Raw genomic sequence first — 14,380 nt, 5'->3', positions numbered from 1 at the left:
CCGGTCGGCGGGGGTTTTTTGTTGCCTGGAACAATTTCACTTGCCCGACCAGCCAATGAATACCCGAACGAGTGACTAGACAAGACGAGGCAAACAGCGATGACTAGTGCCACCTCGCGAGCTGAAGCGAACTCCGGTACCACCGGTGCCCGACCCAAGCCGGCGCCGCCCGCCGGGACCCCGGTGCGGGTCACGGGCGCGCAGTCGCTCGTCCGCTCGCTCGAGTCGGTGGGCGCGGAGGTCGTGTTCGGTATTCCGGGCGGCACCATTCTCCCGGCGTACGACCCGCTGCTCGACTCGACGAAGGTCCGCCACGTCCTGGTCCGCCACGAACAGGGGGCAGGCCACGCCGCCACCGGGTACGCGCAGGCCACCGGCAAGGTCGGGGTGTGCATGGCCACCTCGGGTCCCGGCGCGACCAACCTGGTCACCCCGCTGGCCGACGCGAACATGGACTCGGTCCCGGTCGTCGCCATCACCGGCCAGCAGTCCCGCGCGCTGATCGGCACGGACGCCTTCCAGGAAGCCGACATCTGCGGCATCACGATGCCGATCACCAAGCACAACTTCCTGGTCACCGATCCGGCCGACATCCCGCGCACCATCGCCGAGGCCTTCCACCTCGCCTCGACCGGCCGGCCCGGCCCGGTCCTCGTGGACATCCCCAAGGACGTCCTGCAGGAGATGACCTCCTTCTCCTGGCCGACGGAGCTGCGGCTGCCGGGCTACCGGCCCACGCTGCGCCCGCACGGCAAACAGGTTCGCGAGGCCGCCCGGCTGATCGGCAAGTCGCGTCGCCCGGTCCTCTACGTCGGCGGTGGCGTGATCAAGGCCGACGCCTCGCGCCAGCTGATGGAACTGGCCGAGCTGACCGGGATCCCGGTCGTCACCACGCTGATGGCCCGCGGCGCCTTCCCCGACTCGCACCCGCAGCACCTCGGTATGCCGGGCATGCACGGTTCGGTCGCCGCGGTCGCCGCGATGCAGCGGGCGGATCTGCTGATCGCCCTCGGCGCCCGCTTCGACGACCGCGTCACCGGGCAGCTGTCCTCGTTCGCGCCGGACGCCGCCATCGTCCACGCCGACATCGACCCGGCCGAGATCTCCAAGAATCGCAAGGCGGACGTGCCGATCGTGGGCGACTGCGCGGAGATCATCACCGAGCTGATCGAGGCCGTCCGCGCCGAGACCGACAAGTCCGCGAAGCCGGATCTGAAGGATTGGTGGACGCAGGCGAGCGCCTGGCGTGACGACTACCCGGCCGGTTACGAGTGGCCCGAAGACGGGACGCTTTCCCCGCAGTACGTCATCGAGCGCATCGGTTCCCTCGTCGGCCCGGACGCGGTCTACACCGCGGGCGTCGGCCAGCACCAGATGTGGGCGGCGCAGTTCGTGAAGTACGAGAACCCGCGCACCTGGATCAACTCCGGCGGTCTCGGCACGATGGGCTTCGCCGTCCCCGCCGCGATGGGCGCCAAGTTCGGCGTGCCGGACAAGCAGGTCTGGGCCATCGACGGCGACGGCTGTTTCCAGATGACGAACCAGGAACTGGCCACCTGCGCCATCGAAGGCGCGCCGATCAAGGTCGCCGTCATCAACAACGGCAACCTCGGCATGGTCCGCCAGTGGCAGAACCTCTTCTACTCCGAGCGGTACTCCAACACCGATCTCGGTACGCACAAGCACCGCATCCCCGACTTCACCCTGCTCGCGGAGGCGCTCGGCTGCGCCGGGCTCCGCTGCGAGACCAAGGAGGACGTCGACGCCACCATCCGGCGTGCCATGGAGATCAACGACCGCCCCGTCGTGATCGATTTCGTGGTGGGGAAGGATGCCCAGGTGTGGCCCATGGTGGCCGCGGGCACCGGTAACGACGAAATCATGGCCGTGCGCGGGATCCGCCCGCTCTTCGACGACGACGAGGTCGCCGCCGAGGCGGAGCTGAACGCCGCCACAGAAGGAGACGCCCGATGAGCGTGCACACCCTGAGCGTTCTGGTCGAGAACAAGCCCGGTGTCCTCGCGCGGGTTTCCGGACTGTTCTCCCGGCGTGGTTTCAACATCGAATCCCTCGCCGTCGGGCCCACGGAGAATCCCGAGGTGTCCCGGATGACGATCGTGGTCGCCGTCGAAGAGCTACCGCTCGAACAGGTGACCAAACAGCTCAACAAGCTGGTCAACGTCATCAAGATCGTGGAATTGGAAAAGTCCACAGCCGTGCAGCGCGAACTGCTGCTCGTCAAGGTCCGGGCCGACAACACCGTGCGCAGCCAGGTCCTCGAGACAGTGCAGTTGTTCCGCGCGAAAGTGGTGGACGTGTCGCCCGAGGCGCTCACCGTCGAAGCCACCGGCACCTCGGACAAGATCGGTGCCCTGCTGCGGATGCTGGAGCCCTATGGCATCCGCGAACTGGTCCAGTCCGGAATGGTCGCGGTCGGCCGGGGCGCCCGGTCCATCACCGCCACCTCCGCTCGATAACTTTGTAAGTCAGGAAAGGAAGTAGTACCCCTCATGGCAGTGGAAATCTTTTACGACGACGACGCGGACCTTTCGATCATCCAGGGTCGCAAGGTCGCCGTGATCGGCTACGGCAGCCAGGGTCACGCGCACTCGCTGAGCCTGCGCGACTCCGGTGTCGATGTCCGCATCGGTCTGCCCGAGGGCTCGAAGTCGCGGGCCAAGGCCGAGGAGCAGGGGCTCCGCGTGCTCACCCCGGCCGAGGCCAGCGCCGAAGCCGACCTGATCATGATCCTCGCGCCGGACACCAAGCAGCGCTTCATCTACGAGCAGGACATCGCGCCGAACCTCAAGGACGGCGACGCGCTGTTCTTCGGCCACGGCTTCAACATCCGCTACGACCTGATCAAGCCGCCGTCCAACGTCGACGTCGCCATGGTCGCGCCGAAGGGCCCGGGCCACCTGGTCCGCCGCCAGTTCGTCGACGGCAAGGGCGTCCCGGCGCTCATCGCGGTCGAGCAGGACGCCTCCGGCAACGCGCAGGCGCTCGCGCTCTCCTACGCGGCCGCCATCGGTGGCGCCCGCGCCGGTGTCATCAAGACGACCTTCACCGAGGAGACCGAGACCGACCTCTTCGGCGAGCAGGCCGTGCTCTGCGGTGGCGCCTCAGCGCTGGTGCAGACCGGTTTCGAGGTGCTCACCGAGGCCGGCTACGCCCCGGAGATCGCCTACTTCGAGGTGCTGCACGAGCTGAAGCTGATCGTCGACCTCATGTACGAGGGCGGCATCGCGCGTCAGCGCTACTCGATCTCCGACACCGCCGAGTACGGCGACCTGACCCGCGGCCCGCGCGTCATCTCGCCGGCGGTCAAGGAAGAGATGAAGAAGATCCTCGGCGAGATCCAGGACGGCACCTTCGCCCGCGAGTGGGTCGCCGAGGACGAGGCCGGGCGCCCGAACTTCACCAAGCTCGAGGAGCAGGGCAACCAGCACCCGATCGAGGAGACCGGCAAGAAGCTGCGCGACCTGATGTCGTGGGTGGACCGGCCGATCACCGAGACCGCCTAGTTGTCACCACGAAGGGGCCCTTCATCACGAAGGGCCCCTTCGTTTTGCGTATCGGAAAGCGATAGCGTGGGCACCATGAGTGAGCAGCCGGTGGACGACAAGGCCCATATCCGGCCGGACCTGGACTTGAGCGACGCGGTGTGGATCCGGGCGGAACCGGAGGGCGCGAATCTCGAGGATGCCGTCGAGTACGCGCTGGTGCCCCACACCGACGGTGTCACCTACACGGCGATGCGCCGGGCCGTCGAACCGGACGGCCACCTGCTCGTGTTCACGCCGACGGAGTGGGACGCGTTCCTGAAAGGCGTGCGGGACGGCGAATTCGACCTTCCCGCCTGAGTGAGGGGTAAGGCAAAGGTGGCCTTCACGGCACAAGCTCGGCCGCGTCACCTTGCCTTACCTCTCTATTGCAGGTCTTCAAAGGAGCCTTTGAGTCATAGAGGGCTCGACGCTGGGCCCCGGAGCGTTTCGCGGCCCTCGGTCCGCGACGGACAGCACGACCTTTCCCGTGGTCTTCCCCGCGGCGACCAGTTCTTGGGCCTTCGCGGCTTCTTCCAGAAGAAACACCGTGTCGATGGTCGGTTTGAGGTGCCCGCTGTCGACGAGTTCGGCCAGGGCGAGCAGCCCGGCGCGGTCCGGCTCGGCGAGGGTGAACCCTGCGGTGACTCCTGCGGCATCGGCCAGTTCCGGCAGCCGCTCGTCGTTCGTGCGGGTGAGCTGGACGAGCCTGCCGCCGCGGCGAAGCGTCTTGAGCGACCGCGGCCCGTACTCCTGACCGATCGTGTCGAGGACGACGTCGACGTCGCGGACCTCCTCGGCGAAATCCGTCGTGCGGTAGTCGATGAGCTCGTCCGCGCCGAGACCGCGGAGGAACTCGTGCTTGGCCGCGCTGGCCGTCCCGATCACGTACGCGCCGCGCGCCTTGGCGATCTGGACCGCGAGATGCCCGACCCCGCCCGCCGCCGCGTGGACCAGAACCCGTTGCCCCGGCTGGATGTCCGCCGTGTCGACGAGGCTCTGCCAGACGGTCAGCCCGGCGAGCGGGACCGCGGCCGCGTGCACGTGGTCCAAAGTGGACGGTTTGCGTGCGAAGTGGCGGCTCGGCGCGGCGACGTACTCGGAATACGCGCCGGCCTGGAACGGGAACGACGGCATGCCGAAGACCTCGTCGCCGGGGGAGAACAGGGACGCGCCCGCGCCGACCTCCTCGACCACGCCGGACACGTCCCAGCCGAGGATGAACGGCGGATCGCCCATCGGGCCGATGCCGCCGGTCTCGCGGGTCTTCCAGTCGACCGGGTTGACACCGGCGGCGTGCACCCGGACCAGGATCTGGGTCGGGCCGGGGGTGGGTCTCTCGATGTCGACGAGTTCGAGGACTTCGGGGCCGCCGAGGCGGTTTTGACTGATCGCTCGCATGGGTCCATTGTTCGGCGAGTGTCGTACTTTGGGCGAGGTTCAGGCGGGCCAGGAGGCGTCAGGATCGGGACAGCCTCGCTGACGGCGCAAGTGCTGGTTCGTGCGATGAAGGGGCCTTTCATAGCAAAATTTGCTGTGAAAGGCCCCTTCATNNNTGCGATGAAGGGGCCTTTCATAGCAAAATTTGCTGTGAAAGGCCCCTTCATCGCACGAGGCGGGGTGGGTCGGTGAGGCCGGTCGGGCCCCTTCGCGACGCATGCATGCGGGATCCCGCGCTCAGGCGTCCCGCAGCACCGCCAGGATCTCCGTCTGCTCGAAATGCTCGGCCCACCCCAAGGCCGACGACGCGTACAGCGAATCCTCGAGCGAAGGATCCGCCCCCACTTCCAGCAGAGCCCGCACCGCGTCCACATGCCCTCCCTGCACGGCCAGGTGCAACGCCGTGACACCTTCACCGTGCGAAAGCCCGCCGAAGGTGCCCTGGCGGTTCACCGAGGCGCCGAGCTCCGCCAAAGTCCTGATCGCCGAAGCCTTCCCCTGAGCGGCGGCCCAGGTCAGCGCCGTGCCGCGGTAGACGTCGGCGTCCACATCGGCACCTCGTGCCACCAGGGTCCGCACCGCGTCGGACCGGTCGTTCCGCGCGGCCCACGCGAGCGCCTCGTCGACGACCTCGGCCGGATCGTCGCTCGGCCGCCATTCCGGGAAACCGCTGTGCGGCCGGTGGAACTCGCGATGCGCGCCCGCCGCGGGGGAGAGCGTGCCGTCCGGCGCGAGCAACTCGTCGAGCAGATCGTCCCGGCCGAGTCCCGCCGCCACCCGGAGATTGCCGGGGGAGAGGCTGCGCGAAGCCAGCAGTTCCGCCGCCTCGCGATGGCCCCAGAACAGCGCGACCACCAGCGGTGTCCCGCCGTCGCCGCGGGCGGGAACGTCGACCGGCGCGCCCGCGTCGAGCAGCATCGTGACCAGCAGCGGCAGCCCGGCGTACCCGGCCTGGTGCAACGCCGTCCAGCCGTGGACGTTGGCCGACGCCGGATCGGCGCCGTGATCGAGCAGGATCCGGCACAGCCGCTCGTCGCAGGTCGCGGCGGCCATGCCGAGCAGGTCGTTCCCGTTCTTCCCGTGTGCGTGGACGAGGGTGGGCAGGTCACCGATCAGGCGCGCGAGCCCGGCGAGGTCTCGCGCGTCGATCAGTTCCCGTGCCTTCTCGAAGGCGAGTTCAGCCGGTGACGTCACGCTCCCGCACGCTACCCCCGACCCCCGACAGAACCCGCCATTCGGTCAGCGGGATCCGGTCGTCCTCGGTCAGCACCTGCAGGCAGACGTGATCCGCGCCCGCGTCCAGATGCGCCCGCACCCGGGCGTCGATCTCGTCCTCCCCGACGGCGACCAGCGCGTCCACAAGGCGGTCGGAGCCGTAGTCCTCCTCGGTGAACCCGAACCGCCGCAGATTCGCCCGATGGTGGGCGGCCAGGTCCAGGTACATCGACACGTGCCGCCGTGCGATCTCCCGGTCCGATCCGAGGACGACGGCCTGCTCGACGGCGAGGAAGGCCGAAGGTCCCATGGCCTTCCGCGCCAGCGCCGTGTGCTCGGCAGGGACGAAGTACGAATGCGCCCCATCGGTGCGTTCCGCGGCCAAGGCGAGCATCCTCGGCCCCAGTGCGGCCAGTAGCCGCCGACGAGGGGAGTCCGGTGTGGACAGATCGGTCTTGTCCATTTCGTCGAGATAGCCGCGCATCGCCTCCAGCGGTTTCGCGCCCGGCAGATGACCGCCCAGCCCGAGGGTGAACCTGCCCGGATAGGCCTCCGCGAGGGTCCGTTCGGCGGCGGCCGCGGCGACGGGTGCGCGGTGGGAGAACCGCGCGATACCGGTGGCCACGGTCAGCCGGGACGTCGCCGCCAGCAGCAGCCCTGCCTGTGTGAACGCCTCCCGTCCCAGGTACTCCCCGAACCACAGCGTGTCGAAGCCGAGTTCTTCGACTTCCGCGGCCGCCTCGCGGACCTCGCCGATTTGCTTGCCGTCGAACGAGAACGTCCAGATCCCGACGCTCATCGGGTCACCTCCGCCAGCGCCGGGGCGAGCCGTTCCAGCTGGTCCACCATGGACTGAAGATCGTCCCCGGCGGGATGGACGAGCACGGTGTCCGCGCCGGCGTCCACGAGTTCCTTGATCCGCCCGGCGATCCGCTCTTCGCCGCCCCACGCGGTCAGCCCGTCCACGAGCCGGTCGCTGACGTCGTCGATGTCGGCGTCGGTGTAGCCGAGCCGCTTCCAGCCCTTGAAGTAGTGCGGGACGCCGTACTGCTTCATCAGCCCGATATCCCTCGCCACGCTCTCCCTCGCCTGCTCGCGTTCGCCGAGAAGAATCGAATGGGTGGGGATGAGCAGTTTGTCCCGGCCGAGGATCTCGCGGGAGTACGGCGTGTGCTCGAAGGGCTGGGCGAACGGGTGCGCGCCGTCCGTCAGCTCCCGCGCGAGTTCGAGCATCTTCGGCCCGACGGCGGCGAGGACGCGCGGAAACGGTACCGGCGCGGGGAATTCCTCCGCCGCCGCGGACATGGCCGTGAGGTAGTCACGGGTCTGTTCGAGCGGCCGGTAGTCCGAGCCCGCCTTCGCCGCCTGATACGAGTGCCCGATCCCGACGCCGAGTACGAACCGGCCCGGGAATGCCTGCGCGAGCGTCCGCCCGCCGCTGTGGGCGGTGTACGCGGGCCGCGACCAGATGTTCGCGATCCCGGTGCCGACCACCACCCGTTCGGTGGACGCGAGCGTGATGGCGCTGTACGCGAACAGCTCCCGGTTCCCCGGCCCCTCGCCGCCCCACACGGTGCGGTAACCCAGCTCTTCCAGGCGTCGTATCGCCCGCCGTTCCTCGTCCGGGGTCGGCATGAACATGCCGACCGGTAGCCAGACACCCACCGGGCCCAGCCGCTCCCGGGTTTCGTCGATCAACGTCATTCGTGTCTCCCCAGCTAACATGAGGCAGCCTCCGCTTACGTCGTCCGACTATACGGAGGCTGCCTCCGATTTGTCGAGACTAGGCTCGGGAGCGCGATGGACACCGAGAAGAAGCCGCTGCGGGCGGACGCCCGGCGCAACTACGAGCGCCTCCTCGAAGAGGCAAGACGCGCCTTCGCCGCGCACGGGGTCGAGGCGTCCCTGGAAGAGATCGCGCGCCGGGCCGGTGTCGGCATCGGAACGCTCTACCGGCACTTCCCGACACGGGAGGTTCTCGTCGAGACGGTTCTTCGCGAAGGCTTCGACACGCAGGCCGCGGCGGCCCGCGAACTCTTGGACTCCCCGGAGCCGCTGAACGCGCTGAAGGCCTGGCTCGCCGGGATGGGTGAACAGTCGGCGCGCTACCGCGGACTGCCCGAACTGATGGTCGACGTCCTCAACGACGAGACCTCGCCGCTCTACGCGTCCTGTCACGCCATGCGGGACCAGGTGTCCCACCTGGTGGAAAGGGCGAAGGCCGTTGGGGAGCTCCGGGCGGACGTCACAGTGCCCGAAATCCTGGTGATGCTGCACGCGCTTTCCTGGGCCAGTGAACACCTTTCGGGTGACAAGGGCCTCGAACGCCTCCTCGATCTCGTTTTCGCCGGATTACGGGCGAGTTAACAATCCCCTGTCACCAGGTCTAAACTGCGGCGCAACCGGGCACAACGGCGTGACCGTCAACAGTGAGTCGCAGGCACAGACCAGATAGTGGGAGCCGTATCGTGACCAAGCCGAACAAGCCCGTCGTCCTCATCGCCGAGAAGCTCGCGCCCTCCGTGTTGAGCGTCTTCTCCGACGAGGTCGAGGTCCAGCATGTGGACGGCACGGACCGCCCCGCGCTGCTCGAAGCCGTGAAGACGGCGGACGCGCTGCTCGTGCGGTCCGCGACGAAGGTCGACGCCGAGGTCCTCGGCGCCACCACCTCGCTCAAGGTCGTCGCCCGCGCCGGCGTCGGGCTGGACAACGTCGAGGTTCCCGCCGCCACCGAACGCGGTGTCCTGGTGGTCAACGCGCCGACGTCGAACATCGTCTCCGCCGCCGAGCACGCCGTCGCGCTGCTGCTCGCCGTCGCCCGCCGGGTCCCGGCCGCGGACCAGAGCCTCCAAGGCGGCGCGTGGAAGCGCAGCGCCTACTCGGGCGTCGAGATCCAGGGCAAGACCATCGGTGTGGTCGGCCTCGGCAAGATCGGCCAGCTGTTCGCGCAGCGGCTCGCCGCGTTCGACACCAAGCTCATCGCCTACGACCCCTACGTCTCGGCCGCCCGCGCCGCGCAGCTCGGCATCGAGCTGGTCACGCTGGACGAGCTGCTGGAGCGCGCCGACGCGATCTCCATCCACCTGCCGAAGACCCCGGAGACCAAGGGCCTGATCGGCGCCGAGGCGCTGAAGAAGACCAAGCAGGGCGTCATCATCGTCAACGCCGCGCGCGGTGGCCTGATCGACGAGCAGGCGCTGGCGGACGCGGTCAGCTCCGGCCACGTCGGCGGCGCCGGTATCGACGTGTTCGTCACCGAGCCCACCACCGAAAGCCCGCTGTTCGGCCTGCCGAACGTCGTCGTCACCCCGCACCTTGGCGCCTCGACCGCCGAGGCGCAGGACCGTGCGGGCACCGACGTCGCGAAGTCCGTGCTGCTCGCGCTGCGCGGCGACTTCGTGCCGGACGCGGTGAACGTCGCGGGCGGCGGCACGGTCGGCGAGCACGTCCGGCCGTACCTCTCGCTCACCCAGAAGCTCGGTACCGTGCTGACCGCGCTGAACCCGAAGGCCCCGGCCTCGGTCACCGTCGTGGTCAAGGGCGAGCTGTCCACCGAGGACGTCAGCGTGCTGCCGCTCGCGGCCGAGCGCGGCGTGTTCTCAGGCGTCGTCGAAGACCAGGTCACCTTCGTGAACGCGCCGCGCGTGGCCGAAGAGCTGGGGGTCCAGGTCGATCTGGTCACCGAGACCGAAAGCCCCAAGTTCCGCAGCCTGGTCACCGTCCGCGCGGTCCACGCCGACGGCACGACCCTTTCGGTGTCCGGTTCGGTCACCGGCAAGGACGAGGTCGAGAAGCTGGTCGAGGTCAACGGCCGCCACTTCGATCTGCGCGCCGAAGGCAACGTGCTGCTGCTCGAGTACCCGGACCGCCCCGGCATCATGGGCCGCGTCGGCACGCTGCTCGGCGAGGCGGGCCTCAACATCGAGGCCGCGCAGATCAGCCAGACCACCGACGGCGCGGACGCGGTCATGCTGCTGCGCGTGGACCGTTCCGTCGACTCGCACCTGCTGGAGCCGATCGGCGCCACCGTCGGCGCGCACACCATTCGCGCCGTCAACTTCGGCTGACCCACAATGCGCGTGAGGGCCCCCTTCCCTCGGCTCAGCCGTCGGGCACGGCGATCGGCGACACCCCGTCGTGCTTCGACCGCCGGGCGACCGGCNCCCTCGGCTCAGCCGAGAGAAGGGGGCCCTCACACGCATTTCGCAATTAGTCGACTAACTGTGGTTGTTGTGTGTGCGGGGTTCGCGAGAACGCAGAGCAAGATTCAATAACGGTGAAAAATGCCTACTGAAGTCGGGCTGGTCCCCCGATAGGTTCTTCCGGCGAGGCCGAACCATCGCGTCGTCAAGGGCACGGCGCGGCGCCGGGGCTCACCGTCGGGGGTGTGTTCGAGCGGCAGGCAGGTTCCGAGTCCAGGCCTCGAGTGAGGGCACGTACTCATGAACAGATCCCGCGTACCCCGATGGGCGATCCGCTCGTCGGCCGCGGTCTTCGCCGCGTTGCTCGTGACGTCCGTGACCGGGGCGTCCGCGGCCGCGCAGGATGTCCCCCTCGCGGACGGCGTCACGCCGGCGAAGATCGACCGTAACGGATTCCAGGGGAAGGTCGAGCCGAAGCTCAAGGCCGCCCAAGGCAAGATCACCGCCTTCGTCGAGCTGGCCAAGCAGCCCGCCGTCGACGCCTTCAACGCCGAGCAGAACAAGGGCGCAGGCAAGGAACAGGCGAAGAAGGCCGCGAAGGACGCCAAAGCCGACGCCGCCGCGACGGTGAACTCCGTCGTCGGGCAGCTCAAGGCCGCCGACGCCGGCACCCAGCTGGTCACGCAGACCGCCAACGCGGTCGCCGGCGCGGTCGTCACCGCCGACGCCGCGAAGATCCGCGAGCTGGCGAAGCGGCCGGACGTCGTTTCGGTCAAGAAGGTCGTGCCGAAGACCCGCACCAACTCCAGCGCGGTCCAGCTGACCAACACGCTCGCCTCCTGGCAGCAGACCGGCCGCTACGGCGACGGCATCCGCGTCGGCGTGATCGACGACGGCATCGACTACACCCACGCCACCTTCGGCGGCCCGGGCACGGCCGAGGCCTACAAGGCGATCAACCGCGACCAGGCCACCCCCGCCTTCCCGACCGACAAGGTCGTCGGCGGTATCGACCTGGTCGGCGACGCCTACGACTCGGGCAGCGACGACCCGGCCCTCAACACCCCGAAGCCGGACCCCAACCCGATCTCGTGCGGCCACCACGGCACGCACGTCGCGGGCACGGTCGCCGGATTCGGTGTGGACGAAGCGGGCAAGACCTTCACGGGCGACTACAAGAAGCTGAACAAGAAGAAGATCGAGGCGATGCAGATCGGCCCGGGCACCGCGCCCAAGGCCCTGCTGTACGCGATCAAGGTCTTCGGCTGCGACGGCTCGACCAACGTCACCTCGCAGGCGCTCGACTGGTCGCTCGACCCGGACGGTGACGGCGACTTCACCGACCACCTCGACGTGGTCAACCTCTCGCTGGGCGGCGACTTCGCCACCCCGGACGACCCGGACTCGCTGTTCGTGCGCAAGATCGCCGCGAACAACGTCGTGCCGGTGTTCTCCGCGGGCAACGGCGGCGACCTCAACGACGTCGGCGGCGCGCCGGGCAACACGCCCGAGGCGCTGACCGTCGCCAGCAGCCGTGACGCGTCCGTCCTGCGCGACGCCGTCGAAGCCGTCGCTCCCGACGGCGTGAAGGGCGCGAAGACCGGGCAGTTCAGCCAGAACTACGCGACCTACGACACGCTCGACGTCACCGCGCCGGTGGTCACGCTGTCGGCCGACAACGCCGCCGGCTGCAAGCCGTACTCCGAAGCCGACAAGGCCAAGGCCGCGGGCAAGATCGTATTCCTCGAATGGGATGACAACGACGCGACCCGCGCCTGCGGTTCGGGCGCCCGCTCGAACAACGCGCAGGCCGCCGGTGCCAAGGGCGCGCTGTTCTCGTCGACGCTGGAGCACTTCTCGGCCGGTATCGCGGGCAACGCGGCCTTGCCGACGTTCCAGCTGACCGGCAGCGCGACCGCCTCGGTCCGTCCCGCGGTGGCCGCGGGAACGCTGCAGGTCCGCATGACCGGCAAGGGCCGCGTGTCCGTGCCGACCACCGACCAGTCCATTGTGGACACCCCGAGCTCGTTCACCTCGCGTGGCGGGCGTGGTCCGGCCGTCAAGCCGGACGTCGCGGCGCCCGGTGACTCGATCGCGTCCGCGCTGAGCGGGAGCGGGGCCGGTCGCCTGGTCATCTCCGGCACCTCGATGGCGGCTCCGCACACCTCGGGTATCACCGCCCTGATCCGTCAGGCGCACCCGGACTGGTCGGTCGAGGAGGTCAAGGCCTCGGTCATCAACACCGCCGGCCACGACATCCGCGACGCGTCGGGCCGCGTCTACGGGCCGCAGCGCGTCGGCAGCGGCCGGATCGACGCGAAGGCCGCGCTGGACAACCAGGTCCTGGCCTACGTCGTCGACAACCCCGGCTTCGTCTCGGTCAACTTCGGCGTCGTCGAAGCGGGCGGGCCGGTCACCCTGACCAAGACGGTCAAGGTGGTCAACAAGGGCATCAAGCCGGTCGAGTACTCGGTGGGCTACGAAGCTGTGAACGCGCTCCCCGGTGTCGAGTACACAGTGGACAAGCCGACGGTGAAGCTGAGCCCGCGCGGTATCGCGCTGGTCAAGGTGACCCTGAAGATCGCCGACCCCAAGGCGCTCCGCAAGGTCATCGACCCGACCATGGCGACCACGCAGGTCGGCCTCGCCCGGCAGTTCGTGGCGGACGCCTCCGGCCGGATCGCGTTCACCCCGAAGAGCGGCACGACCGTTCCGCTGCGGCTTTCGGTGTACTCCGCGCCGAAGCCGGTCTCGGCCATCAACACCCCGGGCAACGTCAACTTCGGCGCCGGTCAGACCCAGGCCGTGCTGAACCTGACCGGCAAGGGCGTGGACCAGGGCACCGGTGCGCAGCGGTACCGCTCGCTGATCAGCGTGCTCGAACTGCAGGCGGAATCCCCGCAGCTGCCCGAGTGCGACGGCGACGTCACCACCGACTGCACCCTGAACCAGACCGCCAAGGGCGCCGACCTGCGCTACATCGGCGCCGCGTCGACGGCTCCGCTGGCCAAGGCGCAGGGTGAGCCGGAGAACGCGTTGCTGGCCTTCGGTCTCACCACCTGGAGCGACCTGGCCAACCTGGGCAGCAACACCTCGCCGTTCGTGGACATCGACACCACGGGCGACGGACAGCCGGACTTCGAAACCTATGTGACCAAGGTGACGTCCACCGATGTCCTCGTTGCGGTCACCGTGGCGCTGAAGCCGGGCTTCCCGCAGGTGGACATCCAGCCGATCAACGGCCAGCTCGGCGACGTCGACACGAACGTGTACGACACCAACGTCGTCGTGCTGCCGGTGAGCATCGCGGCGCTGGGCATCGACCCGAACGCCGCGTCGCACAAGATCAGCTACACGGTCGGGACCTCCGGGTTCTACGCGGCGCCGGGCGCGGACTCGTCGACCATCGACTACGTCGGCACGCCGCTTTCGTTCGACGCCTTGGCTCCCGCGTACACCGTCCAGGGCGGCGGCGACTCCGCGCTGGGCTACGTCGCGAAGCCGGGCACGGCGCTGGTGGTCAACCGCAACGCGGCCGCGCAGGACACCGTGCTGGGCCTGCTGGCGATCGAGCACCACAACGCCTCGGGCAACCGGGCGAGCGTGGTGAAGATCCAGGCGAACAACGGCAACGGCGACACGGGTGTCGACCGGCCGGGCAACGGCGGGCGGCACACCGGACGTCAGCCGATCGGTGTGGGCTGACGCGGTAGTGCGGTAGTCCGCGTTCGATGAGGTGAGGGGACGCCCTGGCGGCATGCTTTCCGCCGGCTCATTCGCCAACGTCGCCTGCAGACCCCGCAACACCTCGTTGCCGCACTCGTACAGCAGCGAACCGGTGTCCAACGACCCGGTGAACACCGGCCGGACCTCGTCCTCGGGCGCGCCGTACCGGGCGCTGCGCTGCCAGGACGCCCGCAACCGCGGCGCGATCACCGCATTCGCGCTCTCCACATCGACCTCCCGGGACGCCACAGCGCGTTCGGACCTTCGCCCAGCGTACGTCCGCGGTCATTGCCACACAGGCCCGCCGGTGTCTCA

Annotated in this window: 12 protein-coding genes; 8 read left to right on the top strand and 4 right to left on the bottom strand. The window is 69.0% G+C overall.

Annotation, left to right across the window (positions count from 1 at the left end):
• The first annotated feature begins 99 nt into the window (after positions 1-99).
• From LCL61_RS33770 to LCL61_RS33755, 4 genes are all read left to right on the top strand, one after another.
• Entirely contained in the window at positions 100-1,974 is a 1,875-nt protein-coding gene (locus LCL61_RS33770) for an acetolactate synthase large subunit (RefSeq protein WP_340683497.1), read from the top strand.
• Entirely contained in the window at positions 1,971-2,477 is a 507-nt protein-coding gene (ilvN, locus tag LCL61_RS33765) for an acetolactate synthase small subunit (protein WP_034315713.1), read from the top strand. The genes LCL61_RS33770 and ilvN overlap by 4 nt, the downstream gene beginning before the upstream one ends.
• Positions 2,478-2,510: 33 nt before the next feature.
• Positions 2,511-3,524: a ketol-acid reductoisomerase gene (gene ilvC, locus LCL61_RS33760; RefSeq protein ID WP_016336537.1), complete on the top strand. Its 1,014-nt coding sequence runs from the start codon at positions 2,511-2,513 to the stop codon at positions 3,522-3,524.
• Positions 3,525-3,599: 75 nt separating this feature from the next.
• Positions 3,600-3,863 carry a DUF397 domain-containing protein gene (locus tag LCL61_RS33755; protein ID WP_340683496.1) on the top strand — a complete coding sequence of 88 codons (264 nt, stop codon included), beginning with the start codon at positions 3,600-3,602 and terminating at the stop codon, positions 3,861-3,863.
• A 78-nt stretch (positions 3,864-3,941) separates the two neighbouring features.
• On the opposite strand, the gene LCL61_RS33750 is transcribed toward LCL61_RS33755, so the two are convergent.
• From LCL61_RS33750 to LCL61_RS33735, 4 genes are all read right to left on the bottom strand, one after another.
• Positions 3,942-4,943: an NADP-dependent oxidoreductase gene (locus LCL61_RS33750; RefSeq protein ID WP_340683495.1), complete on the bottom strand. Its 1,002-nt coding sequence runs from the start codon at positions 4,941-4,943 to the stop codon at positions 3,942-3,944.
• Between the two features lie 276 nt (positions 4,944-5,219).
• Positions 5,220-6,176: an ankyrin repeat domain-containing protein gene (locus LCL61_RS33745; RefSeq protein WP_340683494.1), complete on the bottom strand. Its 957-nt coding sequence runs from the start codon at positions 6,174-6,176 to the stop codon at positions 5,220-5,222.
• Positions 6,160-6,996: a TIGR03620 family F420-dependent LLM class oxidoreductase gene (locus tag LCL61_RS33740; protein ID WP_340683493.1), complete on the bottom strand. Its 837-nt coding sequence runs from the start codon at positions 6,994-6,996 to the stop codon at positions 6,160-6,162. Before LCL61_RS33740 ends, LCL61_RS33745 begins: the two co-directional genes overlap by 17 nt.
• The gene (locus tag LCL61_RS33735) at positions 6,993-7,901 is read right to left on the bottom strand and encodes a TIGR03620 family F420-dependent LLM class oxidoreductase (RefSeq protein ID WP_340683492.1); all 909 of its coding nucleotides are present in this window, start codon (positions 7,899-7,901) and stop codon (positions 6,993-6,995) included. Before LCL61_RS33735 ends, LCL61_RS33740 begins: the two co-directional genes overlap by 4 nt.
• A 96-nt stretch (positions 7,902-7,997) precedes the next feature.
• Here LCL61_RS33735 and LCL61_RS33730 point away from each other — a divergent pair, with 96 nt between their 5' ends.
• The 4 genes from LCL61_RS33730 to LCL61_RS33715 all read left to right on the top strand — a co-directional run.
• Positions 7,998-8,564 carry a helix-turn-helix domain-containing protein gene (locus tag LCL61_RS33730; RefSeq protein WP_340683491.1) on the top strand — a complete coding sequence of 189 codons (567 nt, stop codon included), beginning with the start codon at positions 7,998-8,000 and terminating at the stop codon, positions 8,562-8,564.
• A 101-nt stretch (positions 8,565-8,665) separates the two neighbouring features.
• Positions 8,666-10,264 carry a phosphoglycerate dehydrogenase gene (serA, locus tag LCL61_RS33725; protein ID WP_340683490.1) on the top strand — a complete coding sequence of 533 codons (1,599 nt, stop codon included), beginning with the start codon at positions 8,666-8,668 and terminating at the stop codon, positions 10,262-10,264.
• A gap of 375 nt (positions 10,265-10,639) precedes the next feature.
• Positions 10,640-14,044 carry a S8 family peptidase gene (locus LCL61_RS33720; protein WP_340683489.1) on the top strand — a complete coding sequence of 1,135 codons (3,405 nt, stop codon included), beginning with the start codon at positions 10,640-10,642 and terminating at the stop codon, positions 14,042-14,044.
• A 133-nt stretch (positions 14,045-14,177) separates the two neighbouring features.
• A partial coding sequence (locus LCL61_RS33715; protein WP_340683488.1) for a hypothetical protein occupies positions 14,178-14,380 on the top strand: 203 nt, incomplete at its 3' end.

Origin of the sequence: Amycolatopsis coloradensis, assembly GCF_037997115.1 — a bacterium.
In the GTDB taxonomy this organism is placed as follows: Bacteria; Actinomycetota; Actinomycetes; order Mycobacteriales; family Pseudonocardiaceae; genus Amycolatopsis; species Amycolatopsis coloradensis_A.
This window is presented reverse-complemented; position numbering and strand designations above follow the sequence as displayed.